At 71.8% G+C, this 22,338-nt stretch carries 23 protein-coding genes and 1 riboswitch; of the genes, 4 read left to right on the top strand and 19 right to left on the bottom strand.

From position 1 onward, the window contains the following. Positions 1–23 precede the first annotated feature (23 nt). The 14 genes from QFZ58_RS09355 to QFZ58_RS09420 form a co-directional block, all read right to left on the bottom strand. Positions 24–2,567: a polynucleotide kinase-phosphatase gene (locus QFZ58_RS09355; protein ID WP_307124461.1), complete on the bottom strand. Its 2,544-nt coding sequence runs from the start codon at positions 2,565–2,567 to the stop codon at positions 24–26. Beyond that, complete coding sequence (locus QFZ58_RS09360) at positions 2,564–4,063, bottom strand: 3' terminal RNA ribose 2'-O-methyltransferase Hen1 (RefSeq protein WP_307124462.1); 1,500 nt, start codon at positions 4,061–4,063, stop codon at positions 2,564–2,566. The genes QFZ58_RS09355 and QFZ58_RS09360 overlap by 4 nt, the downstream gene beginning before the upstream one ends. 45 nt (positions 4,064–4,108) lie before the next feature. After that, positions 4,109–5,053: a homocysteine S-methyltransferase gene (mmuM, locus tag QFZ58_RS09365; protein WP_307124463.1), complete on the bottom strand. Its 945-nt coding sequence runs from the start codon at positions 5,051–5,053 to the stop codon at positions 4,109–4,111. Between the two features lie 102 nt (positions 5,054–5,155). Continuing rightward, a complete protein-coding gene (locus QFZ58_RS09370; protein WP_307124464.1) occupies positions 5,156–6,103 on the bottom strand; it encodes an LLM class F420-dependent oxidoreductase in 948 nt (315 codons plus the stop codon). A 92-nt stretch (positions 6,104–6,195) separates the two neighbouring features. Further along, on the bottom strand, positions 6,196–6,726 hold the full coding sequence (locus QFZ58_RS09375) for a DUF6099 family protein (RefSeq protein WP_307124465.1): 531 nt from the start codon (positions 6,724–6,726) through the stop codon (positions 6,196–6,198). Between the two features lie 123 nt (positions 6,727–6,849). After that, positions 6,850–7,209 (bottom strand): nucleotide pyrophosphohydrolase, encoded by a 360-nt coding sequence (locus QFZ58_RS09380; protein ID WP_307124466.1) that lies wholly within the window; start codon positions 7,207–7,209, stop codon positions 6,850–6,852. Next, on the bottom strand, positions 7,206–8,381 hold the full coding sequence (locus tag QFZ58_RS09385) for an AAA family ATPase (RefSeq protein ID WP_373428538.1): 1,176 nt from the start codon (positions 8,379–8,381) through the stop codon (positions 7,206–7,208). Before QFZ58_RS09385 ends, QFZ58_RS09380 begins: the two co-directional genes overlap by 4 nt. A 55-nt stretch (positions 8,382–8,436) precedes the next feature. Beyond that, positions 8,437–8,844 carry a cell division protein SepF gene (locus QFZ58_RS09390; RefSeq protein WP_307124468.1) on the bottom strand — a complete coding sequence of 136 codons (408 nt, stop codon included), beginning with the start codon at positions 8,842–8,844 and terminating at the stop codon, positions 8,437–8,439. Between the two features lie 75 nt (positions 8,845–8,919). Further along, entirely contained in the window at positions 8,920–10,251 is a 1,332-nt protein-coding gene (locus tag QFZ58_RS09395; RefSeq protein ID WP_307124469.1) for a cytochrome P450, read from the bottom strand. Then, on the bottom strand, positions 10,248–10,862 hold the full coding sequence (locus tag QFZ58_RS09400; protein WP_307124470.1) for an ATP/GTP-binding protein: 615 nt from the start codon (positions 10,860–10,862) through the stop codon (positions 10,248–10,250). The genes QFZ58_RS09395 and QFZ58_RS09400 overlap by 4 nt, the downstream gene beginning before the upstream one ends. Then, positions 10,840–11,193, bottom strand: coding sequence for a DUF742 domain-containing protein (locus tag QFZ58_RS09405; RefSeq protein WP_307124471.1), 354 nt, complete (start codon positions 11,191–11,193; stop codon positions 10,840–10,842). The genes QFZ58_RS09400 and QFZ58_RS09405 overlap by 23 nt, the downstream gene beginning before the upstream one ends. Continuing rightward, complete coding sequence (locus QFZ58_RS09410) at positions 11,190–11,612, bottom strand: roadblock/LC7 domain-containing protein (protein ID WP_307124472.1); 423 nt, start codon at positions 11,610–11,612, stop codon at positions 11,190–11,192. The genes QFZ58_RS09405 and QFZ58_RS09410 overlap by 4 nt, the downstream gene beginning before the upstream one ends. Beyond that, positions 11,609–13,003 carry an ATP-binding protein gene (locus tag QFZ58_RS09415; protein WP_307124473.1) on the bottom strand — a complete coding sequence of 465 codons (1,395 nt, stop codon included), beginning with the start codon at positions 13,001–13,003 and terminating at the stop codon, positions 11,609–11,611. The genes QFZ58_RS09410 and QFZ58_RS09415 overlap by 4 nt, the downstream gene beginning before the upstream one ends. Before the next feature lie 81 nt (positions 13,004–13,084). Continuing rightward, entirely contained in the window at positions 13,085–14,080 is a 996-nt protein-coding gene (locus QFZ58_RS09420) for an MBL fold metallo-hydrolase (protein ID WP_307124474.1), read from the bottom strand. 488 nt (positions 14,081–14,568) lie between these two features. On the opposite strand from QFZ58_RS09420, the gene QFZ58_RS09425 reads away from it, so the two are divergent. Next, complete coding sequence (locus tag QFZ58_RS09425) at positions 14,569–15,462, top strand: SIS domain-containing protein (protein ID WP_307124475.1); 894 nt, start codon at positions 14,569–14,571, stop codon at positions 15,460–15,462. Between the two features lie 66 nt (positions 15,463–15,528). On the opposite strand, the gene QFZ58_RS09430 is transcribed toward QFZ58_RS09425, so the two are convergent. Together QFZ58_RS09430 and QFZ58_RS09435 are read right to left on the bottom strand one after the other, a co-directional pair. Further along, complete coding sequence (locus QFZ58_RS09430; RefSeq protein ID WP_307124476.1) at positions 15,529–16,167, bottom strand: hypothetical protein; 639 nt, start codon at positions 16,165–16,167, stop codon at positions 15,529–15,531. Positions 16,168–16,370: 203 nt separating this feature from the next. Next, positions 16,371–17,264 carry a LysM peptidoglycan-binding domain-containing protein gene (locus tag QFZ58_RS09435; protein ID WP_307124477.1) on the bottom strand — a complete coding sequence of 298 codons (894 nt, stop codon included), beginning with the start codon at positions 17,262–17,264 and terminating at the stop codon, positions 16,371–16,373. 4 nt (positions 17,265–17,268) lie between these two features. Further along, positions 17,269–17,455, bottom strand: a riboswitch (cyclic di-AMP (ydaO/yuaA leader). A gap of 356 nt (positions 17,456–17,811) precedes the next feature. On the opposite strand from QFZ58_RS09435, the gene QFZ58_RS09440 reads away from it, so the two are divergent. After that, positions 17,812–18,048, top strand: coding sequence for a hypothetical protein (locus QFZ58_RS09440; protein ID WP_307124478.1), 237 nt, complete (start codon positions 17,812–17,814; stop codon positions 18,046–18,048). A 117-nt stretch (positions 18,049–18,165) separates the two neighbouring features. Here QFZ58_RS09440 and QFZ58_RS09445 read toward each other — a convergent pair whose 3' ends face one another. From QFZ58_RS09445 to QFZ58_RS09455, 3 genes are all read right to left on the bottom strand, one after another. Then, positions 18,166–18,852, bottom strand: coding sequence for an SMI1/KNR4 family protein (locus QFZ58_RS09445; protein ID WP_307124479.1), 687 nt, complete (start codon positions 18,850–18,852; stop codon positions 18,166–18,168). A gap of 318 nt (positions 18,853–19,170) precedes the next feature. Further along, positions 19,171–19,623: a flavodoxin family protein gene (locus QFZ58_RS09450; RefSeq protein WP_307124480.1), complete on the bottom strand. Its 453-nt coding sequence runs from the start codon at positions 19,621–19,623 to the stop codon at positions 19,171–19,173. A gap of 99 nt (positions 19,624–19,722) precedes the next feature. Further along, a complete protein-coding gene (locus QFZ58_RS09455) occupies positions 19,723–20,313 on the bottom strand; it encodes a cysteine hydrolase family protein (RefSeq protein WP_307124481.1) in 591 nt (196 codons plus the stop codon). A gap of 250 nt (positions 20,314–20,563) precedes the next feature. Here QFZ58_RS09455 and QFZ58_RS09460 point away from each other — a divergent pair, with 250 nt between their 5' ends. Both QFZ58_RS09460 and QFZ58_RS09465 read left to right on the top strand, forming a co-directional pair. After that, positions 20,564–21,565 carry a GlxA family transcriptional regulator gene (locus tag QFZ58_RS09460; protein ID WP_307124482.1) on the top strand — a complete coding sequence of 334 codons (1,002 nt, stop codon included), beginning with the start codon at positions 20,564–20,566 and terminating at the stop codon, positions 21,563–21,565. 113 nt (positions 21,566–21,678) lie between these two features. Further along, positions 21,679–22,191, top strand: a complete 513-nt coding sequence (locus tag QFZ58_RS09465; protein WP_307124483.1) for a hypothetical protein — start codon at positions 21,679–21,681, stop codon at positions 22,189–22,191. The last annotated feature ends 147 nt before the right edge of the window (positions 22,192–22,338 follow it).

The raw sequence follows: 22,338 nt of genomic DNA on the forward strand, positions 1-22,338 counted from the left end.
CCCCTTCGAACCGCCAACGGTCGTCAGAGCCGGGGGTCGACCGGCTCCGACTCCAGGGCGAGGACCGCGAAGACTGCCTCGTGGACCCGCCAGAGCGGCTCCCCCTCGGCCAGCCTGTCCAGGGCCTCGAGGCCGAGACCGTACTCGCGCAGGGCCAGCGACCTCTTGTGGCCGAGGAACCGCGAACGCAGGCGCTCAAGGTTCTCCGGCCGCGTGTACTCGGGACCGTAGATGATCCGCAGGTACTCCCGGCCGCGCACCTTGATGCCCGGCTGGACGAGCCCGCCCTTGGCGTCCCGTACGAGGGCGCCGAGCGGTTTGACGACCATGCCCTCCCCACCACGTCCGGTCATCTCCAGCCACCAGTCGATGCCGGAGCGCACGGAGGCGTCGTCACCGGTGTCCACGACGAGACGGCGGGTGACCTGGAGCAGCCCGGTCGGGTCGTGCTCGACGAGCCGGTCCAGCCAGGCCAGCTGCTCGTCGTGCGGCACGGAGGCCAGCGAGCGGCCCCGCACGGCGAGGATCTGGAACGGTGCGAGCCGTACCCCGTCGAGCCCTTCGGTGCTCCAGCAGTAGCGCCGGTACGCCTCGGTGAACGCCTCGGCGTCCGCGGCCCGCTCGCGCTGCCGGCCGGCGAGGGCGGTGACGTCCACCCCGCGGGCAGCCGCCGCCGCGAGGGCCTCACCGGCCACGGGGAGCGCTGCCCCGGATGCCGCGCCCACGGCCGCGTACTGCGAGCGCAGGAGACCGGCGGCCTTGAGGGACCAGGGCATCAGCTCCGCGTCCAGCAACACCCAGTCGGTGTCCCACTCCTCCCAGAGACCGGCGGCGGTGACGGCGGTCCGCAGCCTGCCGAGGACGACTTCGGTGAGCGCCGCGTCGTCCAGGAACGGCCGCCCGGTGCGCGTGTACAAGGCGCCGGTGGGGCCGTCTGTGCCGAATCGCTCCCGGGCCGTCGCGGCGTCGCGGCAGACCAGGGCCACCGCCCGCGAACCCATGTGCTTCTCCTCGCAGACGACCCTGCCGACACCGTCCGCGCGGTACTGCGCGAAGGCTTCGGCCGGGTGCTCCAGGAAGCCCGCCTCCTGGGAGGTGGCGGTCGGAGCCATGGTCGGCGGGAGGTAGGCGAGCAGCCTCGGGTCGACTGCGAACCGGCTCATCACTTCGAGCGCCGCCGCGGCGTTCTCCTCGCGCACCGCGACACGGCCCATGTGACGGGTCTCCACGACGCGGCGGCCCTGCACGTCGGCGAGGTCGAGCGGGCGGCCCTCCCGGCCCCCGGGCGCCTCGGTGACCAGCGGCCTCACCGGTTCGTACCAGACCTGCTCGGCGGGCACGTCGACGATCTCGCGTTCCGGCCAGCGCAGGGCGGTCATCCTCCCGCCGAACACCGCTCCGGTGTCCAGGCAGAGGGTGTTGTTGATCCACGAGGTGACGGGCACGGGGGTGTGGCCGTAGACCACGGCCGCACGGCCGCGGTAGTCCTCCGCCCACGGATAGCGCACCGGCAGCCCGAACTCGTCGGTCTCGCCCGTCGTGTCCCCGTACAGCGCGTGCGAACGCACCCGCCCGGAGGTGCGGCCGTGGTACTTCTCGGGCAGCCCGGCGTGACAGACGACCAGCTTGCCCTCGTCCAGGACGTAATGGCTGACCAGCCCGTCGATGAACTCCGCGACCTGACCGCGGAACTCCGGGTCCTTGGCGTCCTCCCGCTCCAGCTGCTCGACGGTCTCGGCGAGACCGTGCGTGTGCTGGACCTTGCGGCCCTTGAGGTAACGGCCGAGCTTGTTCTCGTGGTTGCCCGGGACGCACAGGGCGTTGCCGGCCGCCACCATGGACATGACGCGGCGGAGCACACCGGGGCTGTCGGGTCCGCGGTCGACGAGGTCGCCGACGAAGACGGCGGTGCGCCCCTCGGGGTGGACGCCGTCGGAGTAGCCCAGCTTCCCCAGCAGCGACTCCAGTTCGGAACTGCAGCCGTGGATGTCGCCGATGATGTCGAAGGGGCCTGTGAGATGGCGGAGGTCGTTGTAGCGGCGCTCCAGGACGATCTCGGCGGAGGCGGCCTCCTCCTCGGTGTGCAGGATGTGCACCTTGCGGAAGCCCTCGCGCTCCAGGCCGCGGAGCGATCGCTGCAGCTCGCGCCGGTGGCGCTGGACGACATGGCGGGGCATGCCGGCGCGGTCGGCACGGGTGCTGTTGCGCGCGCGGCAGACCTCCTCCGGCAGGTCCAGCACGATGGCGATGGGCAGCACGTCGTACTGCCTGGCCAGCTGCACGAGCTGCCTGCGGCTCTCGGACTGCACGTTGGTGGCGTCGACGACGGTGAGCCGTCCGGCGGCCAGGCGCTTGCCGGCGATGTAGTGCAGGACGTCGAAGGCGTCACGGCTGGCGCCCTGGTCGTTCTCGTCGTCCGCGACGAGGCCGCGGCAGAAGTCCGAGGAGACGATCTCCGTGGGCCTGAAATTCCTGCGCGCGAAGGTGGACTTGCCCGAGCCGCTGGCGCCGATGAGCACGACGAGGGACAGGTCGGTCACCGGCAGCGTGCGAGAGGTACCGGTCATGCGGCCTTCGCCTCCTTCTTCCTCGTCGTCGGCGCCGGTGCCGGTGCCGACGCCGGCGTGCTCATCGTGAACACGGCCATCTGTGTGGGCGGCCCCACCTCCGGGTCGTCCGGCCCCACGGGGAGGAACGTCACCGTGTAGCCGTGGCGTCCGGCCACCTGCTCCGCCCAGTCACGGAACTCCTGCCGGGTCCACTCGAAACGGTGGTCACCGTGGCGCACGTGTCCGGCCGGGAGCGTCTCCCAGCGGACGTTGTACTCGACGTTCGGGGTCGTCACGAGCACGGTCCGCGGTCGCGCCGACCCGAACACGGCGAACTCCAGCGCAGGCAGCCGTTCCAGGTCCAGGTGCTCGATCACCTCACTGAGCACGGCCGCGTCGTACCCCTTCAGTTGTTTGTCGGTGTAGGTCAGCGCACCCTGACGAAGGGCGACCCGGGCGGCCTGCCGCTCGCCCATCCGGTCCACCTTGAGTCGGCGCGAGGCGATGGCCAGCGCCCGCATCGACACGTCCACCCCCACGATCTCCGTGAAACGCACGTCCCTGAGCAGTGCCTGGACCAACTGGCCCTGCCCGCAGCCGAGGTCGAGCACACGGGCCGCCCCGGCGGCGCGGAGTGCCGTCAGGATCGCCTCGCGGCGCTGCTCGGCGAGCGGCACCGGCTTCTCCTCCGTGTCGGTGGTCTCGTCCACCGCGTTGTCGACGCTCTCCACCTCCAGGTCGTCCGACTCCGCCAGCCGCACCAGTTCGAGCCGCTCCGTCGCCTGCCGGGTCAGCCCCCAGCGGCGGGAGAGATAGCGGCTGGTGATGAGCTTCTGCTCCGGGTGGTCGACCAGCCAGCCGTCCCCGGCCCGGAGCAGCTTGTCCACCTCGTCGGGCGCGACCCAGTAGTGCTTGGCGTCGTCGAGGACCGGCAGCAGCACGTACAGCTGGCGCAGCGCGTCGGCCAGCCGCACCTCGCCCTCCAGCACCAGCCGTACGTAGCGCGAGTCACCCCACTGGGGAAACTGCTCGTCCAGGGGTACGGGCACGGCGTCGACCCGTGTCCAGCCCAGCGGCCCGAAAAGCTTGTGCACCAGCTCGGCACCACCTCGCGCCGGCAGCGCGGGCACCTCGACGCGCAGTGGCAAGGACTCCTCGGCCCTCTCGGGCATGGCCCGGCACACACCGTTGAGCGCGGACTTGAAGACCGCCGCCATCGCGACCGAGAGCAGCGAGGACGCCGCGTAGGGCCGGTCGTTGACGTATTGCGCGAGGGCCGCGTCGGGGGCGCCGCCCCTGCCCTTGCCCTTGCCGCGCCGCACCAGCGCCACCGGATCCACCTCCAACAGCAGCGCGGCCGTGCACCGCTCCGCTGACGCCTCGGGGTAGAAGACGTGCGCGGTGCCGTGCGAGGTGGAGAACGCCTGCGCCTTCCCGGGGTGCTTGTGCAGCAGGAATCCGAGATCGGTGGCGGGACGCTCAGGGTTGCCGGTCGTACCGATAGTCAAGAACACACGTCCGAGTATGGTCCCGTCTCCCCGCCCCCTACCAGGCAATTTTCACGGTCGCGCTCCTTTCAGCAGGGCGGCCAGCTCGGTGATCGCAGAGGGGCCGACCCGGCAGCAGCCCCCGACCAGCCGGGCTCCGGCCCGCTGCCACTCCCGCACCCGCTCAGGCCGGAAAGTGCTCCCGCCCGTCCACTCCCGGCGGGTGGCATCCCACGCCTCGCCGCTGTTCGGGTAGACGACGACGGGCTTGCCGGCCGCCGCGGCCGTCTCCACCGCACCGTCCGCGTCCGCGGGAACGCAGCAGTTGACTCCGACGGCCACCACCTGGTCGTTTCCCGCCACGAGTCCGAACGCCTCATCGAGCGGCTGCCCCGCCCGGGTCCGGTCCCCCGCGATGCTGTACGAGAGCCAGACGGGCACCGGAAGGTCCCGGACCGCCCTCAGCAGCGCCTCCGCCTCGTCCGTGTCCGGCACCGTCTCCAGGGCCAGCACATCAGCGCCCGACGCGGCCAGCGCCTCGGCCCTGGGGCGGTGGAAGCGTTCCAGCTCGCGGACGCTCAGCCCGTAGCGGCCCCGGTACTCGCTGCCGTCCGCGAGCATCGCCCCGTACGGGCCGACCGAAGCGGCCACCCAGACGTCCCGGCCGGTCAGGGCCCCCGCCCGGCGGGCCGATTCCACACTCCGGGCCAACAGCTCCACCACCCCGGCCCGCCCGACACCGCGCCGCCCGAAACCTTCGAACGTCGCCTGGTAGCTGGCGGTGACGAGCACCTGCGCACCCGCCCTCGCATAGGCCGCGTGGGCGGCCTCGATCTGCTCCGGCGCGTCGGCCAGCAGCCGGGCCGACCACAGCTCGCCGGACAGATCGCACCCCTGCGCCCGGAGTTGGTTGGAGAGACCGCCGTCCAGCAGAACGGTGCCCTCGGCGAGCGCGTCACCGAGCGTACGGGCGGGCCGGACCTGCGGGGTTCGGTCGGGCGGCACGGCTGCTCCCATGAATCGGCTGCTCCTCGAAATCAGCTGCTTCCGCCGGCTGCTCACTACCGGCAGGGAGCAGCCGGCTGACTGCGCACCGTCTCCCTGCCGGCTCCTGGGCGGCTACATCCTGTCTTCGGTCTCCCTTGCGCCCAGTTGCGACTGCACCTGCGAGGAGATCAGTTCCAGGTGCTCCAGGTCGTCCAGGTCCAGGACCTGGAGGTAGATCCGCGACGCGCCGATTGCCGCGTACCGGCCGATCTTGTCGACCACCTCGTCGGGTGAGCCGGCCAGACCGTTCGCCCTGAGGTCCTCGACCTCCCGCCCGATGGCGGCAGCACGCCGGGCGACCTCCGCGTCGTTCTTGCCGACACAGACTGCCAGGGCGTTGGAGTACACCAGGTCGTCCGGTGCGCGGCCCGCCGCGACGGCCGCGTCCCGGACCCGGCCGAACTGCTTCTCGCTGTCCTCGATCGACGCGAAGGGGATGTTGAACTCGTCCGCGTACTGCGCGGCCAGACGCGGGGTACGGACCGCGCCGTGCCCGCCGATCAGGATCGGCACCTTGGCCTGCGCGGGCTTCGGCAGCGCCGGCGAGTCGGTGAGCTGGTAATACGTGCCGTCGTAGTTGAACGTGTCGCCGACTTCCGTCTCCCACAAGCCGGTGACGATCGCCAACTGCTCCTCCAGCCGGCCGAACTTCTCCTTCGGGAACGGGATGCCGTAAGCCTTGTGCTCCTCCTCGAACCAGCCCGCGCCCAGGCCCAGCTCGACGCGGCCGCCGGACATCTGGTCGACCTGGGCCACCTGGATGGCCAGCACACCCGGCAGGCGGAAGGTGCCCGCCGTCATCAGCGTGCCCAGCCGGATCCGCTTGGTCTCGCGGGCCAGCCCCGCCAGCGTGATCCACGCGTCGGTCGGTCCGGGCAGCCCGTCTCCGGAGCCCATGCGGACGTAGTGGTCCGACCGGTAGAAGGCGTCGAAGCCCAGGTCCTCGGTGGCCTTGGCGACGGTGAGCAGCGTGTCGTAGCTCGCCCCTTGCTGGGGCTCGGTGAAGATTCGAAGATCCATGCCTCCATCCTGCACCTTTCATGCCGCCCGGCCCCGTCTCCCCCTCGCCCCGGTCGTGGACGGACGGCCCGGCGGCCCGCGCCCCGCGCCGCTCATGGCCGGCCGGTCACGGAGCCCGCCGGTCCCCGGATCACGCCGTACGGGCCGTCACGCTCCTGGTCCGTCTCACGCTCGCGTTCCCGCTCCTGCTCCGCGAGCCGTCTCAGCATGCCGTGCACCCGGTCCACCGACTCGTCGACGGCGTCTATGGCTTCGATGCACTGCCAGTAGAGCCCCTCCTCCTCCGTGCCGCAGGCGACGCCGACGAGAGCCATCCCGACCTCTCCGAGAAGCAGGACGAGTGCGCCCAACGTGCGGCTGGTGTCGCTCACTTCGGAGAGATGGGCCGCCCGCACACCACTCGCCGGGACCATCGGGTGGTCGAGCACGGGCGGGCCCGCTGCGCCGATCTCACTGAGGCCGCGCGCGTCCGTCCGTAACTCCGCCGGTCCGAACCGGACCAACTGCCCGCCCACCGCCCGGGCGAGAGCCTGGGCCTGCCATGCCTCCGCCATCACGGCCGGCGCTCCCCTGCTCTCCGCCAGAGACCGCCGGCCCGCCTCGATGAGTCGCTCCGCTTCCATGCCGTCCCCCGTCCGTACGAAAACCCGCTCACCTCTTTCATTACCCACAGTGAGGGGTGTGGCACCGTAAAGCCAGAGGAAATCGGAAATCTGTGGACAGGAGAGCGATTGTGGATAAGTTGATCACTCCGAAGAGTGACCATCCTGTGCTGCGGGGCGGCCCGGGACCGGGAAACGGGTCTCGTTCCGCTCGATCTTGGCCGCCAGCGCCGCCAGGACGTCGACGCCCAGCACCCCGCAGAACTGCAGCAGGTACGCCAGGACGTCCGCGACCTCGTCCTCGACGCGGTGCGCCGTTTCCGGGTCCTCCATGACCCGCGCCGCCTCCTCGGGCGTCAGCCACTGGAAGATCTCCAGGAGTTCGGACGCCTCGACACTCAGAGCCGCGGCGAGGTTCTTGGGCGTGTGGTACGGCCCCCAGGCCCGGGCAGCGGCGAAGTCGGCCAGCCTCCGCTGCAGTTGCGCCACGTCGAGTTCGGTCACCGGGCCAGGTCTACCACTGTCACGCCGGCCGTCGCACGTGCCACCGCCGCGGTCGTCTCCGTGACCGTTCCGAGAAGCCGCATGTGTCCGCCCGCGCAGGTCGACGCGGCCAGCCCCAGTAGTTCCGTCGCCTGCCGTACGTCCATGCTCCGGTCGAACCCGTCGGCCAGAACCGTGAGCGCCTGCATCGCCGAGGGCACCTCCGCGGCCGGGTCCACCACAAGGACGTGGGGCCCGGTCAGGAGCACCAGCGCGAGGGCCAGGTACCGGAGCTCCCCGTCTCCTAGGTGGCCGAGGGGAATGCTGCGCCCCGCTCCCCGCTCCGTGCGGGCACGCACCGTCCCGTCCGCCAGCCGCTCGACGCCCAGTCCCGTCACCCGTCCCGCGCATCCCGTGTCCGCGCCGGCCACCAGCCGGGCGTGCCGCTGCGGGCACTGGCTGTGGGTGCGGTACAGCACCTCCGCCAGGTTGTCGCAGCAGGAGGTCAGCCGCCCTTCCCCGACCGGGACCGCCGCACGCATCCGGCCGGGCTGCGGATCACAGACGAACGCCGACCGCAGCGCCACCACCACCTGCTCCGCGGCGGCCAGCACCCGCAGCTGTCCGTCCGTCGTGCCCGCGACCCGCAACGGCAGCAACGCGGTGCCGAGCCGGTCGTCGGGGAAGGGCGCGCGCGTCACCGGGACCACCCCCGCGGTGTGCCAGGCCGCCTGGACGGTGGGGCGCCGGGGGTCCCGCAGCGCCGTGGTCAGCAACGTCTCGCCGTTGTCCGTCAGCCGCTCGCCGACGATGCGCAGGGTGGGCTCGGCCTGGACGGCCAGGTCCAGCCTCACCGGCCCGGCCGGGCCCTCCACCGTGCAGCCGATCCGAAAGCCCCGGCGCCCCTGCGCGTCGGCCCCGGCCTGCGCGGGCACCCAGGCCGCCGGGTCGGGGAAGACCTCTTCCAGCGGGTCACCGGCGGCGAGCCTCGCCAGCGCCTCGTACGCGCGCAGGGCGGTCGACTTCCCACTGCCGCTGCCCCCGGCGAGCAGGGTGAGCGGTCCGAGCGGGATCACGGTGCGGCGGTGCGAGGCGAAGGCGTCGAGCCGTAGCTCGCCGACGTACGGACGGGGCGTGCGGGCGGCGCGGCCGGGCGCCGGTGCCCGGCCCGCCACGGTGGGGATCACAGTCATGAGCGGACCGTACGCACGCCCGGGACCGGCGAACCGTTCCGCCCGCACGACCTTCCTACGATTGAGGTACGCCCGCCGCGGTGACCCCCTCGACCTCCATACCGACCGGCGCGAGCAGGAACACGTTGCGATCGACACGGTGCATCCCGCTGCCGAGTCCGAAGACCACGCCGCTGCTGAAGTCCAGGATCCGCTTGGCCACATCGCTCTCGGCCCCGGTCAGGTCCAGCAGGACCGGAATCTGCGCCACCAGGTATTCGGCCACCTCGCGCGCGTCCGCGAAGACCTGTACCCGCAGGACGACCAGGCGCCGCTGCTCGGCGGCCTCCTGCTGGTCCGGGACCATACGGTGGTCGACCCGGGAGGGCCACTCGTTGCGCCCCCTCAGGGGTACGACCTGCGCGAGCCCTTCCCACTGTTCGTCGGTGGCGTCGTACCTGTCGTACCTGTCGTACCTGCTCACAGAACCACCCCGTCCGTATGCCGGTTGGCTGTGCGCCGGCTGCGCTCGCTGTTCATCGGGCAATTCTCGCCCCCCTCACCCGTTCGGCGTACCACCGACACGGGCCGGACCGTGATCGACACTCCGGGACGCGGCGGGGACGTCCGTCCCGGGAAGCGTGTCGAGCGGTGTGAAGCGGACCGGGAGGTGAGCGGGCGCACGGTGGAAGGGGCCGGGGCGCCACAGGATCTCGCTGGGGTCGACGGCGAGTTCGAGGTCGCAGAGCTGGCTGGTGAGCTGCTCGATCGCGGTCATCGCCATGAGCAGGGCGGGCTGTTTCGCCGGGCACCGGTGCGGCCCCGTCGACCAGGCCAGGTGAGCGCTGTCGCCGGAGCGCACCGCAAGGCCCGAAGCGGCGGGCGGGGATTGCGTGTTGGCGGCGGCGAAGGAGACCAGGACCAGCTGTCCTGCCCGCAGCGCGACACCGTGGAACTCGGTGTCGCGCCGGGGGTAGTGCGCCCCCATGTTGGCCAGCGGAGGATCCCGCCAGAGCACGTCGTTGATCGCCTCCTGCGCTGTCATGGCGCCGCCGTGCAGAAACCCTCCGTACCGGGTGTCGCTGAGCATGCGCAGCAGCGCGTTGCCGATCAGGTTCGTCGTCGGGTCGTGGCCCGCGCTCATGATGAGTGTGATCTGACGCACGGCCTCGTCGTCGTCGAGGCCGGCCGGGTGGGCGAGGAGGTACGTGGTGAGGTCGCGCCCCGGCCGGGCCCGGCGGTCGGCGACGAGGTCGGTGACGACGCCGACGAGGTCGGCGTACGCGGCTGCGGCGCCCTCGGCGGGGTCCATCATTCCCGAGACGCCGCGGACGATCCGCTCGCCGTCCCGCGGTGCGACACCGAAGGACTCGGTGAAGACGTGCAGCGGGAGCCGGCGCGCGTACTGGGCGATCAGGTCACCGGTGCCCGTCGCGGAGAAGTCCGCGATGAGCTGCCGGGCGATCCTGGCCACCTCGGCGCGCAGCAGGTGCGGCTCGATGAGGGCGAGGGTGTCGTTGACGGCCTCGCGGTAGCGGGCGTGGACGGCGCCGTCGCTGAAGAGCGCCGTGGGCCGGTAGCCGAGGACCGGCAGGACCGGCGAATCGGCCGGCACGCCCTCCTGCCAGGCGCGCGGATCCTTGGTGAAGGTCTCGGTGTCCCTCAGCAGGTCGACGGCGGCCTGGTAGTCCGTGACCAGCATCGCGTCGATGCCCGGGGCGATGCCGACCCGGGCCAGCGGGCCCTGGGCGCGCAGCCGGCGGTAGTGGCTGTGCGGATCGGAGGCGAAGCCGGGGCCGTAGAGCGGGAGCCGCTCGTGGGGCGGGGTGGCGGCATCGGGTGCGGCAACGGCGGCGGCGCCGGGCGCCGTACCGGCTTCGGGCAGGTTCATGACGGGTCCTGGGACGGGGGCAGGCACGTCAGTGCGTGCTCGGCGAGGGCGATCAGGGCATCGATGCTGCCGCGGCGTTCGCGGGCGTCGCACTGCACCAGCGGGGTCCGTGGAGCGAGGTCGAGGTGCTTGCGCAGGACCTCGTCCGTGTGCGCGGGGGCGTCGGGGAAGCGGTTCACGGCGACGGCGTAGGGCAGACCCTGTTCCTCCACCATGTCCATGACGGCGAAGGAGTCCTCCAGGCGGCGGGTGTCGACCATGACGAGGGCCCCCAGGGCACCGCGGGCGATGTCCTCCCACAGGGGCAGGAACCGCTCCTGACCGGGGGTACCGAACATGTAGAGCACCAGGTCGTCCTGGACCGTCAGCCGGCCGAAGTCGATGGCGACCGTGGTCGTGGTCTTCTCCGGAAGGCCGGCGGTGTCGTCGAGTCCGGTACTCGACTGCGTCATCGCCTCTTCCGTGTGCAGGGTCGGGATCTCCGACAGGGTACGGATCAGGGTCGTCTTGCCCACGCCGAAGGGACCCGTGACGACGAGCTTCATCAGGGTCTCGGCAGCACTCGGCAGATAGCCGACGCCGCCCCGGTCAGTGGAGGGAACGGAGTCCAACGAGCAGCCTCTCGACGAGCGACCGGTCGATCTCACCGGCACGGGGGATCGGTGGCCGGGCGTGCAGGTGTCCCGCGGCCACGAGGTCCGTGGCCAGGAACACCGTGGCGCTGACCGGCAGTTCCAGGTGGGCGGCGCACTCGACGACGGTGAGGGCTCCCGGCTCCAGGAGTTCACACAGTCTGCGCTGCTCCGAACCGGCGTCCGGCGGCAGGGCATTGTCCGTGCGGACGAGTACGGCGAGCCGGTCGAGCGCGGGACCGGTGGGCGCCGAGCGGCCACCGGTGACCAGATAGGCGGGAATCAGGCGGCGCCCTGGACCGGGGGTCATGGCCGGGTGGCGGCGTCCGGTTGGCGGGTGGGGGCGTGCATGGCCCGGGTCAGCGCGGTGACCTGCACCTGCATCTGGTAGGCGATGTTCCCCAGGTGCGCGTCGGGTGCCGCGAAGAGGGCCAGCGTGGTGTTCCGGCCCGCGGGTACGACGACGGCGAAACCCAGGTCGGACTCCACGACCGTCTGGGCCAGGCGCGGCGACTCCGCGTCGGTGAAGGCGGTGGTGAAGGCACGGGCCGCCGCGTGCAGGGTGGCGGTCATCGCGGCGACCCGCTCGGCGGACGCGCGCTCCAGGCCGGGTGACGCCCCTTCGACGAGGCCGTCGCCGGTGGCCACGACGGCGTGCTGCACGCCGGGGAGTTCGAGCAGCGGGGTCAGCACCCAGGCAAGATCACCGGTGGTGGGGGTGGCGCTCACGTCTCGTCGTCTCCTTGGTCGTCCGATGAGGATGCTGTGGGTGCGGGCGCGTTCCTGCCGCCGAGGGTGCCCTCCTGGAGGGCGGCCCAGGAGGCCCCGGCCCGCTCAGGCGTCCGGAGCGCGGGTTCTTCCCGCTCCTCGGGCTGGTCCGCCCCGGCGCCCGGGGACACCGTCCGGCGGGTCTTCCGCCGCCGGCTGGGCAGTCCGGTCGCGGGTGCCCCCTCCTCGGCGGGCGCGGCAGCCGTGTCCGGCTCGGGGCCGGCTGCGGGGGTGGCGGCCTCGCCGGTGGGTGCGGCGGTACCGGCTCCGGCCCCTGCCCCCGCACCCGCGCCCCGGGCGTCGACCGCCTTCGGCGCGAGGACGGACAGGGTCCGGTCGTCGTCGATCACCGTCAGCAGGTGCGCGGGGATGCGCAGCATCGTGCGCATGCCGCCGTACGGGGACGACTCGATGTGACAGCTGAAGCCGTAGCGCGCCACGAGACGTCCCACCACGGCGAAGCCGGTCTGCGGCGGATCCCCGAGCTCGGTCAGCAGCACCTCGGAGGGCCCCGCCAGAAGCGCCCGGGCCCGCTTCAGCGCGTCGTCGTCCATACCGATCCCGGCGTCGTCGACCAGGACCAGAGCGCCTCGACCCGCCGTCTGCTGGACGGTCACCGGCACTTCGGTGTCGGGGTGCGAGTACGCGGTGGCGTTGGCCAGCAGTTCGGCGAGCGCGATCGCGACGGGCTCGGCCGCCCGGGCGACCAGTGCGAGCCGTTCCAGACGCAGATGGTTGGCGACCTTGACGCGTTCGTACCCGGCGACCCGCGACTGGGCGCCGAGCACGACTTCGACGAGCGAGGAGTTCTGCCGGGCGAGTCCCGGCCAGGCGTCGCACAGCACGGCGGTGGCCTGGGTGCGGCGCAGGGCGAGTTCGTTGCGGAAGTCGAGCTGCAGGATCCGCGGGTCGTCGTATTCGTGCTGGAGCTCCTGCAGCAGGTGCTGCGACTGGTTGAGCAGCGACTGGATCTTGGCGGAGCTGCCGCGCATGGCCGACCTGGCGGCCGCGTCGACCCGGCCGCGCTCCTCGAGGATCGCGGTGCGCGCCGCCTCCACCGCGTCGGACAGCAGACGTGCGGCGTCACCCTCGATGCCGGCTGCCTCCCGCAGTCCCGGGACCGGCGCGGCGCGGTGGGAGAGCGCGGTGGCGGCGGCCGGGATCCGCTTCTCGGCCAGCTGGCGTATCTCCTCGCCGAGGGCGAGGGTGCGGGCCTCTGCCGCCTTGGCCTGGCGCTCGGTCAGTTCCGCGCGGGCAGCCGCACCGTAGGCGTCACGCCGGGCCTGGTGTGTCCGGGCGGACGCCCATATCGCCACGACCACGGCGATCAGGGCCACGATCCATGCCACCACGGCGTCACCGCTTCTCTGTTGTCGGGCACCCGGCGCACGCCGCGTGACGGCAGGGCGTACGGCTGTCGATCCGCTCGGCCGTCACTCCGGCCCGCCGCCCGTGGCGGCCGGGCCGGTCTCGTGCGCGACGGCGGCCACCTCGGCCATCACCTCCAGGACGCCCGGCAGTGCGGAGCCGTCCAGGTGCCGGTACTCACTGCCGATGGTGACCACGAGCCGCTCGGGCAGTCCGAGGTCCGGGTACCGGCCCTCGCCGATCACCCGGCGGGCGGCCTCGGTCGCGGGCACCCCGGAGGCGTGGAGGGCGTGCGCGCGGTCGCGTACGTAGGAGAGGTAGCCGATGTGCTCCCGTACTCCGGCGGGATCGAGCACCGGTCCGTGGCCGGGCACGATGACCTCGGCTCCGGTGGCGAGGACCCGCTCGCAGGCGGCGATCACGTTCTCCAGCGGGCCGGCCCAGTGGACCGGGTGGTCCCCGGGCTGCCGCGGGGTGGAGGAGAAGATCACGTCGCCGCTGAAGACCGCGCGCTGGGCCGGCAGGTGCACCATCAGGTCGCCCGTGGTGTGTGCGGGCGGCAGGGACGACACCTGGACCGTGTAGTCGCCCAGCGTCAGTTCGAGCTCTCCCGTGAAGTACGTCGTCGGCTGTACCGGCGTGGTGGCCGACCAGTCGAAGCCGCCGAAGTGACGGCCGAGGTACGCGCCGAGCGGGGTGCCCGGATCACTACCGGCCACCAGGGCGTGCTGTTGCTGCGGGGTGGGGTCGTAATGGATGTGTTCCCTGGCCTCGCGGGTCGCGATGATCTCCGCGTCCGGCAGCACACCGGCGCCCCAGAAGTGGTCCCCGTTGGCATGGGTCACGATCACGCGGTCGATGCCCACCCCCTCGGGCAGCCGCTTCCGGCTCTCCACGAGGAACTGGCCGGCCAGCAGGGGGTCGTACGGGGTGTCGATCCACAGCGCGCCGCGCGACGACACGAGGAGGCCGCAGTTGGCCAGCCCCCAGCCGCGCTTCGGCGGCAGCCAGGCGTACAGACCCGTGCCGAGGTCAACGACGTCCCCACCCGTGATCGACATGGGGCGATTATGCCGACCGCGGTGCGCTCGCGCGTTCGATCTCGGCCGAACCGTCGATCGGGTGACGCGAAATCGCCCCTCCCGTCGGCCTTCCGGCGTACGGCCGTGACCGTACGGGGTTGTGTGCCGCCCGCACCGTGCAGGATCTATCACCCGATACCGCCCGTACCGGTCCCTGAGATCACGCCGCGCCGTTGCTACCCACTCGGGACCGACGGAACCGGATTGAGCCGACTACCCACCGAGCATGGCCGAAAACTGCCATACCCCTCACTCTCGGCCCACATGCCCTCTGCTTGTTTTTGCTCATTTGACCCCAGTAGCATGCAGAATTGAGCACGCGGACGACTACTTCACCCAGGCCGGTCACCGGCCGGGCCGACACGGTCCCCGGCACGGCACGGCCCTGGGCACGGCACACCTCAGGCACAGCACACCCAGGCCCAGCACCTCCCCGGTGCGAGCAGCAGTGGAAGCGGAGCACGGACATGTCCCATGTCGAAACCGAGACAGCCGATCAGCCGGAGTGCTGGCGTCGCGCGGCGCAGGTCGCGGTCGACCGCGCGGCGGTCCTGCCCGCCACGGGTGAGCGCATCGCCGTGGTCGGCTGCGGCACGTCGTACTACATGGCCCAGGCGTACGCCTCGCTCCGCGAGGACTCCGGGCAGGGCGAGTCCGACGCCTTCGCCGCTTCCGAGTTCCCCCTCGGCCGCCGGTACGACCGGGTCGTCGCCCTGACACGCTCGGGGACGACGACCGAGGTACTCGACCTGCTGATCCGGCTGAGCGGAACCACGGCCACCCTCGCGGTGACGGCCGACCCGGACACGCCGGTGATGTCGGCCGCGGACGAGGTGGTCGTGCTCGACTTCGCCGACGAACGGTCGGTCGTGCAGACCCGCTTCGCCACGACCGCGCTCACCCTGTTCCGGGCCCACCTGGGGCTGCACAGCGACGAGGTCGTCCGGGACGCGGAGAGGGCACTGGCCGAGCCGCTGCCCGCAGGGCTGCCGGACTGCACGCAGTTCAGCTTCCTGGGCCGCGGCTGGACGGTCGGACTCGCCAACGAGGCTGCGCTCAAGATGAAGGAGGCGTCACTGTCCTGGACCGAGTCGTATCCGGCGATGGAGTACCGCCACGGCCCCATCAGCATCGCCACTGCCGGGACGGCCACCTGGATGTTCGGTTCCGCCCCACAGGGCCTGGCGGAGCAGGTGCTGGCGACCGGTGCCCGCTGGGTGGAGAGCGGCCTGGACCCGCTGGCGGATCTGGTCAGGGTGCAGCGGCTCGCGATCGCCCGGGCGGTGGCCCGCGGCCTCGATCCCGACCTGCCCCGCCACCTGACCCGGTCGGTGGTCCTCGACGAAGCGGCCGAAGCCTGATCCGGCGCACGGCGAAGGTGCGCCGGGCGGTCCGTCCGCCCGGCGCCGCGTTGCGGAGACCAGGTGTCAGGCCTCCTCGAAGTAGGCGTCCAGCGCCGCGTCGAGGTCCGCCGTCCACTTCTTGAGGCTGCTCCGGGCCGCCGCCTCGACCTCGGCGTTGAACCACCGGCGGCTGGACAGATGGACCGTGACGGTGAACCGGCGTCCGAAGCGGGCGGTCTTGACTTCGACCGCGCCGATCTCCGACCAGTCGAACTCCGCCTCCTGGTCGTCCAGCCGGAACCGGACACCCTCGCGGTCGACCCGGATGGATCCGCGCCGGTCGCTGACCTCGAAGACGGGCCCGTCCCCCTTCCCGGCGTCCCCCTTCCCGGCGTCCCTCTTCCCGGCACCCGCGTCCCCAGGCACCGCCGCGTCGTCCGCGTCGTCCGCGTCGGCCGCGTCGGCCGCGTCGGCCGCGTCGGCCGCGTCGGCCGAAGCCGCGTCAGCCGCGCCGTTCGGCACCCGCGCCTTGTCCGCGACAGCCACCCGGTCGCTCCGGCTTCCCGCCTCGACGTGCGTGCCGGCGTCACCGGCAGTCTCGGCCTTCTCCTCCGTTTCCCCCTCCGTCCGTGCGGGGGCAGGGGCCGTCAGGCCGGGGATGTACGCCGGGTCCGTACCCGCGGCGAACTCTGGCTTGGTGTTCGAATTCATGCGCTGCTCCACGGCGGGCAGTATGGACGACGAACCTGTACGTGACCAGTCACCCGGGGCCGGCGGGACCGCGGCCCGTCCACCTTCCCCGGCGTGCGGGCCCTGCGGCGAACGGCTGACGCGCGTGCCGGCGTACACACGCGAAGACGGGTGGTGCCGGTTCGTCAGAACCCGCACCACCCGTCGGACGTCGTCCGCTGTCACACGGTCATGTCTCAGTAGGCGCTGAACACGTTGTCGATCGAGCCGTACCGGTCGGCGGCGTAGTTGCACGCGGCCGTGATGTTGGCGACCGGGTCGTAGCTGTCCATCGACGTACCGGGCACGTGGTAGGCCTGGAAGGTCGGGTCGATGACCTGCAGAAGACCCTTGGACGGGACACCGTTGATCGCGTTGATGTCCCAGTTGTTGATGGCCAGGGGGTTACCGGAGGACTCGCGCATGATGTTGCGGTGGATGCCCTCGTAGCTGCCGGGGATGCCGTGCTCGGCCATGACGGCGAGCGACTCCTTGATCCAGCCGTCGAGGTCGTCGGTGTACGCCACCGGCTCGGCGGCGACGGCCTCGGTGGCGGCGGGCGCACCCTGGGCGGCGAGCTCCGTGGTCCGCTCGGAGCGGTCGGCACGGTCGGCGCTCTGCTCGGCGCGGTCCGAGGAAGCGGAGGTCTCGGAATCGGCCGCAGCGGCGCTTCCGGCCTTCTTCTCGGCCTTGCCGGCGGAGGCCGCCGCATTGTTGTCGGCCTTGGCCCCGATGGTCAGCTTCAGGCCGGGGTGAATCAGGTCCGGGTTACCGCCGACAGCCTTTCGGTTGCCGTTGTAGAGCTCCTGCCAGCCACCGCTGACGGAATGATCGCGTGCGATCTTGGCAAGGGAATCACCCAAGATCACGGAATAGGTGACGGGCGCGGACTTCTGCGCGGCAATTTCCTTGCCGGACACGGCAGTCGACGTGGTCGCCTTTTCGACCGCCACCGGATGTGCCGGTGCGGCGAACGCTCCGGTCGCGCCGATCACGGGGAGGGCGAGGGCGGCTCCGCCCGTGCTCACGGCGATGATGCCGCGGGTGAGCGAACTGGTCCTGGAACGACGGTGCTTGGCCTGTGCGGGCATGCTGAATTCCTCTCCGTCGCCTGCGAAGTGAGCTGTCGGGTTCGGGCTGGAGATGCCCGGTCGCATGCGAATGCGACTTCACCCCGAGCCGTTCCGGATAGCCGGATCGGCGCTTACCTGGGTCCCCCGCTCCTGCCGTACGAGATGTGGTCGGGTTCCCGGACGGCGGCAGGATTCGGCGTTCCATCCGGAGTGAGGGTGACCGTAGGCGAGAAATGCCGAAAGGAACAAGCCCTGAATTCGTGATCACAATTCATCGGCAAGATCAATTCATTGAAATTCGTGTAACCGGCCCCACACGCCCGTCTCAACTTTCCCGGCGCGCAAGGGAACCGGAAGGTGCGGCGCAGCGTCCCGGGCAAGCAAGGTGACCCTGGTCACGGCGTCCGATAAGGGCGATTTGCACTGCACGGGAGGGCGGTGGTCGCCCGGGAGGCTTTAGCGGATATTAAGGTATTAATTCCAGAAAAAAGCTCAAAACGGGCATACGACTCACCCATGACGCTCTCGGGCATATCAGGGGCCACGGTGTGGGATCCGTCCACTCATGACCGAAAGCGTGAACCCTGACCTCTCGCAGCCGCGGATCACCGTCCTGCCCGTGCAGCCGGGACGTCCGCCCTTCCGCATCGTGGAGATCGACGGAGAAGTGGTCGGCGGGGCGACCTCGATGACGGATGTGCTGCTCGCCGCTGCCGCAGCCGGCATCACGGTCCATGACCTCGACGACCCGGCCGTCGTGCGGTGGGTGGGGGGTGGCAAGCTCACCTGGAGGCGTCACTGAGCCCGGGGGTCCAGCCCTGCGGGCCACCGGTCCGCCCCCGCCGGCCTGCGGCGCGCCCCGTCACAGGAGTCTCAGGGCCTTCCCCGGCGCAGGGGTCTCAGAGCCCCGGCCCGCCCCTCACCGGGCCACCGGCTCGCCGGTCCAGGGGTCGAGGCCCGCTCGGCGGCGGGCCCGTTGCACGGCCCGGCTGACGAATGCGTGGGGGCGCGGCCACGGCACGCCGTCCACGGTGACAGGCGGCATGTCGAACCCGCCGGTCAGCAGCCTGCGCAGGAACTCGGCCATCCCGAACCGGTACAGCGCGAACGTGGGCACGGTGTGACGTCCGCAGACCACCACGGGCCAGCGGTCGGGGTCCTCGTCCATCGTCAGCCAGCACAGGATCGCGGCCTCGGCGGTCGCCCCCCAGGCGAGCAGGGCACCGGGATCGAGCACCAGGTCGGGGCCGGCGGGATCGGCCCACACCTCGTCGGCCTCCGCCTTCCAGACCTCCCGTACGGTGCCGGTTCCCTCGGCCATGGCGTCGGGCGTCCGTTCACCCTCCGGGGCGTCCATGGGCAACGGCCGGTGGACGACGATCGCACCGTCCACGGAGCCCTCCCCGTAGGCGCGCATGAAGGCTTTGTAGTCCGCCGGGAAGCGGGCACCCCAGCGGGCTTCGGCGACCGCCCAGTCGACTTGTTCGTCGATTCCGTACGTCGTCGGCAGCAGGGGCTCCAGCGCCTCGATGGGCGCGGGTAAGGCCGGCCGCCTCCGCTCCCCGCCGTGCCGTCCCCGCCGGACCGCCGGAGTCCAACCGCTCACGCCCCGTCCCAGCACCTCGCGACTCCTGCCTGTTCTGTGGGAGGACCCGCTCCTCCCACAGAACCCAGCGCCGCGCGGGGCCCATGCATCACACCGTCGGGATCCGGTGACGGGAGCGGGTGCGCCGCCCCCGCGGCTCCCCGGCGCTCCGCCCCGGCCCGTGGGATGCGGGCAGCGGGCAGCGGGGCGTACGGCTCCGGTGGGCGGCCGGACGCGGCAAGAGCCCGCCGGACAGGGCCGTCGGGACCACCGACGCGGTCTTCGGGGCCGTGCGCCCGCCGCGCGTCCCCCGGCGGGCGTCCCCCGTAGCCCGCGCCGTCAGTCCATGAGCCCGGCGGCGACCGTCGCCCCCAGCTCCCAGCAGGCCTCGATGTCGGCCTTGCCCGGCTCGCCGGTCACGGTCACGGCGTCGGCCGTGCGGCGCCATCCCAGGCCCGTAGTGATCGACTCGACGCCCCGTACGGCTCCGGTGACGTCGTTGCCCCCGTGCACGTAGTAGCCGAAGGGGCGGCCGCGCGTCGTGTCCAGGCACGGGTAGTAGACCTGGTCGAAGAAGTGCTTGAGAGCACCGGACATGTAGCCGAGGTTCGCCGGGGTGCCGAGCACGAGACCGTCGGCGTCGAGCACGTCGGACGCCGTCGCGGAGAGCGCGGCACGACGTACGACGCGCACGCCTTCGATCCCGTCCGCCGTCGCGCCCGCGACCACGGCCTCGAAGAGTGCCTGGCAGTTCGGCGAGGGCGTGTGATGCACGATCAGCAAGGTGGCCACATCACCGAACCCTGCCGTCCCGGCCCCACGACCGCAAGCGAGCACGTCCACCCGTCACGAAGAAGGGGGACGTGCTCGTGCCCCTCGTGGCGCCGTGGTTCAGGAGAGGGACTTCTCCGAAGGGACGACGACCCCGTAGAGGTCGGCGACCGTCGCCAGGGCGCTGTGGTGGATCTGGCCGGCCGGCAGGTCGCCACCCACCGAAGGCAGCGGCCGCGTCGCGCAGGCGTCGGCGACCACCGTGGGCCGGTTGCCGCGCAGGAAGGCGCCCTCGGCGGTGAACATGACGCACATGTGTGTCATGAATCCCGCCAGGATGACGTCCTTGTGACCCGCCGCATCGACGTGCTCGCCCAGGTCGGTGTCGACGAAGGCGTTCGGGGCCTTCTTGACGACGACGGGCTCTCCTTGGACCGGCGCGACACTCGGGTGGATCCGGCCGATGTCCGCACGGATGTCGTACGGGGTCCCCTCCCCACCGTCGTTGACGACGTGGACAACCGTCGCGCCTGCCTCACGAGCCCTTTGCAGCAGCGCGGAAGCGGCGTCGAGTGCGGCTTGCCAGCCTTCCAGTTCCATGACGCCACCGACATAGGTGTTCTGGTAGTCGATGAGGACGAGGGTCGCGTCGGCCAGCGAGGCGGGTGTCTCGTCCAAGCCGTTGAGCTCGCGCAGAGTTGTCGTAACCATTGCAGTACCACCTCAGGTTCGGTGCCGGTGCTTGTGCCGGTTCTCGGGCCGGTGCTGTGCCGGTTCACGCAGGCCCGGTTGCCCGCGCCGTTGCCGGGTTCTGTGCCGGATCTCGTACCGGGCTCGTGCGGCTCACCCACTCGGTGAGCCGCCTCCGCGACGCTACGGCCCGCCCCGGCATGTCTGCAATGTCATCTAGCATGCAGATCCAGACATGGGCATCAGTGTTGCCGACCGGGCGGAGGCCCCCGTGAGCGCTGTCGAACGACTCGTCGTGATCGTCCTCTTCGACGGTGTCGACCTGCTTGACGTCACCGGGCCACCGGAAGTGTTCTCCCTCGCCCGGCGCGAGACGGAGGCCGCGGCGGGCTACCAGGTCGTCCTCGCCGCCGGGACCCTGGACGCCGTCACCACCTCCGCCGGGGTGCGCGTCCTCCCCGACATCACCTTCCACGAGGCGTCCGCACGGAGGATCGACACCCTTCTGGTGCCCGGCTCGGTCGAAGTCGACGGCCGGCGCCGCGTGCACGCCCTCACGGACCCGGCGGTCGTCGGCTGGGTGAGGACCCTCGCCGGCAGGGCACGCAGGGTCGCGTCCGTCTGCGTCGGAGCGCATCTCCTCGCGGCGGCCGGTCTGCTCGACGGCAGACGCGCCACCACCCACTGGTCGACCGCAGATCAACTGGCGGCCGAACACCCGCTGGTGGAGGTCGACGCCGACCCGATCTTCATCCGGGACGGCGACGTGTGGACCGGTGCGGGCATCAGCGCCTGCCTCGACCTGTCGCTCGCCCTCGTCGCCGACGACCTGGGCGAGCCCGTCGCGCTGCGCGTGGCCCGGCAGCTGGTGATGTACCTCAAACGGCCCAGTGGGCAGAGCCAGTTCAGCGTGCCCCTCGAACCCGTCTCCACGACGCGGCGCGTCGAGGACCTGCGCCACCACATCATGCGCAACATCGGCGGCCGGCTCACCGTGGCCGACCTCGCCGCGTACGCCCATGTCAGCGAACGTCAGGTCACCCGGATCTTCAAGGCCGAACTCGGCACGACTCCGAGTGCGTACGTCGAAGCCGCCCGTGTCGAAGTGGCGCGCAACCAGCTCGAGTCCACCGACGCCACACTCGAACGCATCGTCTCGGACTGCGGTTTCGGCACGACGGACACCCTCGTACGGGCGTTTCGCCGACGGCTCGGCACGACACCGACGGACTACCGGCGGCGCTTCCGGGCCACCGCCGGCCGAGGAACCTGACCCCGCCCCCGGGCCCGGGGCGCGGGGCGCGGCCCGTGGGCGAGGCCGTTCGCCGCCGACCGGGGTGCGAGACTGTTCGGCCGTGGACGGCGACACAGGGGGCGGACGACATCGTGCGAGTGCGACGGGGATCCATACGGCTGGCGGCATGGGTCATGGCGGCGACGGTGCCGCTGACGGCCTGCTCCCACCTCCTCCGGGACCTCGGCCCGCTTCCGGCCCGTTCCTCCGCCCCACCGGCCCCCGCGGACACGGTGGTGGCGGAACTGACCTCGGCCATGGCGGCGGAGGGCGTCCAACTCCGGCGGACTCCGCCGGAGTTGCTCCCCCTCGAGTGCCAGGAGAGCCTCGCCGGTGAGTACCCGTCACCGGCCACGGTCGACGCGGCCCTGAAGTCCGGTTTCGCACGCGCCCGCTCGGAGCACGGCTGGGATTCCGGCCCGGACCTCGGCAGCGGATGGCTCAGCCTGCGCAAGGCCGACTGGATCGCGGCGGCCACCCTCCCCGGCGCCGGGGCGGCGGGCACGCCGACGGCGCCGGTCGTGATCACCCTGCAGTGCGACTCCGCCCGAGTGAAGCCCGCACAGCCCGCGGCTTCCCCCGTGCCCACTCCCTCCACGCCCTGAGCTCGTCCGCCGCACTCCGGTGGCGGGCCGGGCCGAGGCCCTTGACCGCTGACGGTGCGGCCGTGGCACGTCCTGGCGTGTGTGCGCCCGGAAGAGTCCTGGCCATGGCCGCCCTTGCGCACGTCCCGTCGGAGAGCCGGCGCGCCG

Source organism: Streptomyces sp. B1I3 (assembly GCF_030816615.1).
Lineage (GTDB): Bacteria > Actinomycetota > Actinomycetes > Streptomycetales > Streptomycetaceae > Streptomyces.

Coding starts and splice junctions, on each gene's coding strand:
- QFZ58_RS09435 (WP_307124477.1), bottom strand. CDS start 17,264: ATGCCCGCACAGGCCAAGCACCGTCGTTCCAGGACCAGTTCGCTCACC.
- QFZ58_RS09425 (WP_307124475.1), top strand. CDS start 14,569: ATGTCCCATGTCGAAACCGAGACAGCCGATCAGCCGGAGTGCTGGCGT.
- mmuM (WP_307124463.1), bottom strand. CDS start 5,053: ATGGGAGCAGCCGTGCCGCCCGACCGAACCCCGCAGGTCCGGCCCGCC.
- QFZ58_RS09440 (WP_307124478.1), top strand. CDS start 17,812: ATGACCGAAAGCGTGAACCCTGACCTCTCGCAGCCGCGGATCACCGTC.
- QFZ58_RS09385 (WP_373428538.1), bottom strand. CDS start 8,381: ATGACTGTGATCCCCACCGTGGCGGGCCGGGCACCGGCGCCCGGCCGC.
- QFZ58_RS09370 (WP_307124464.1), bottom strand. CDS start 6,103: ATGGATCTTCGAATCTTCACCGAGCCCCAGCAAGGGGCGAGCTACGAC.
- QFZ58_RS09395 (WP_307124469.1), bottom strand. CDS start 10,251: ATGAACCTGCCCGAAGCCGGTACGGCGCCCGGCGCCGCCGCCGTTGCC.
- QFZ58_RS09375 (WP_307124465.1), bottom strand. CDS start 6,726: ATGGAAGCGGAGCGACTCATCGAGGCGGGCCGGCGGTCTCTGGCGGAG.
- QFZ58_RS09405 (WP_307124471.1), bottom strand. CDS start 11,193: ATGACCCCCGGTCCAGGGCGCCGCCTGATTCCCGCCTATCTGGTCACC.
- QFZ58_RS09420 (WP_307124474.1), bottom strand. CDS start 14,080: ATGTCGATCACGGGTGGGGACGTCGTTGACCTCGGCACGGGTCTGTAC.
- QFZ58_RS09455 (WP_307124481.1), bottom strand. CDS start 20,313: ATGGTTACGACAACTCTGCGCGAGCTCAACGGCTTGGACGAGACACCC.
- QFZ58_RS09355 (WP_307124461.1), bottom strand. CDS start 2,567: ATGACCGGTACCTCTCGCACGCTGCCGGTGACCGACCTGTCCCTCGTC.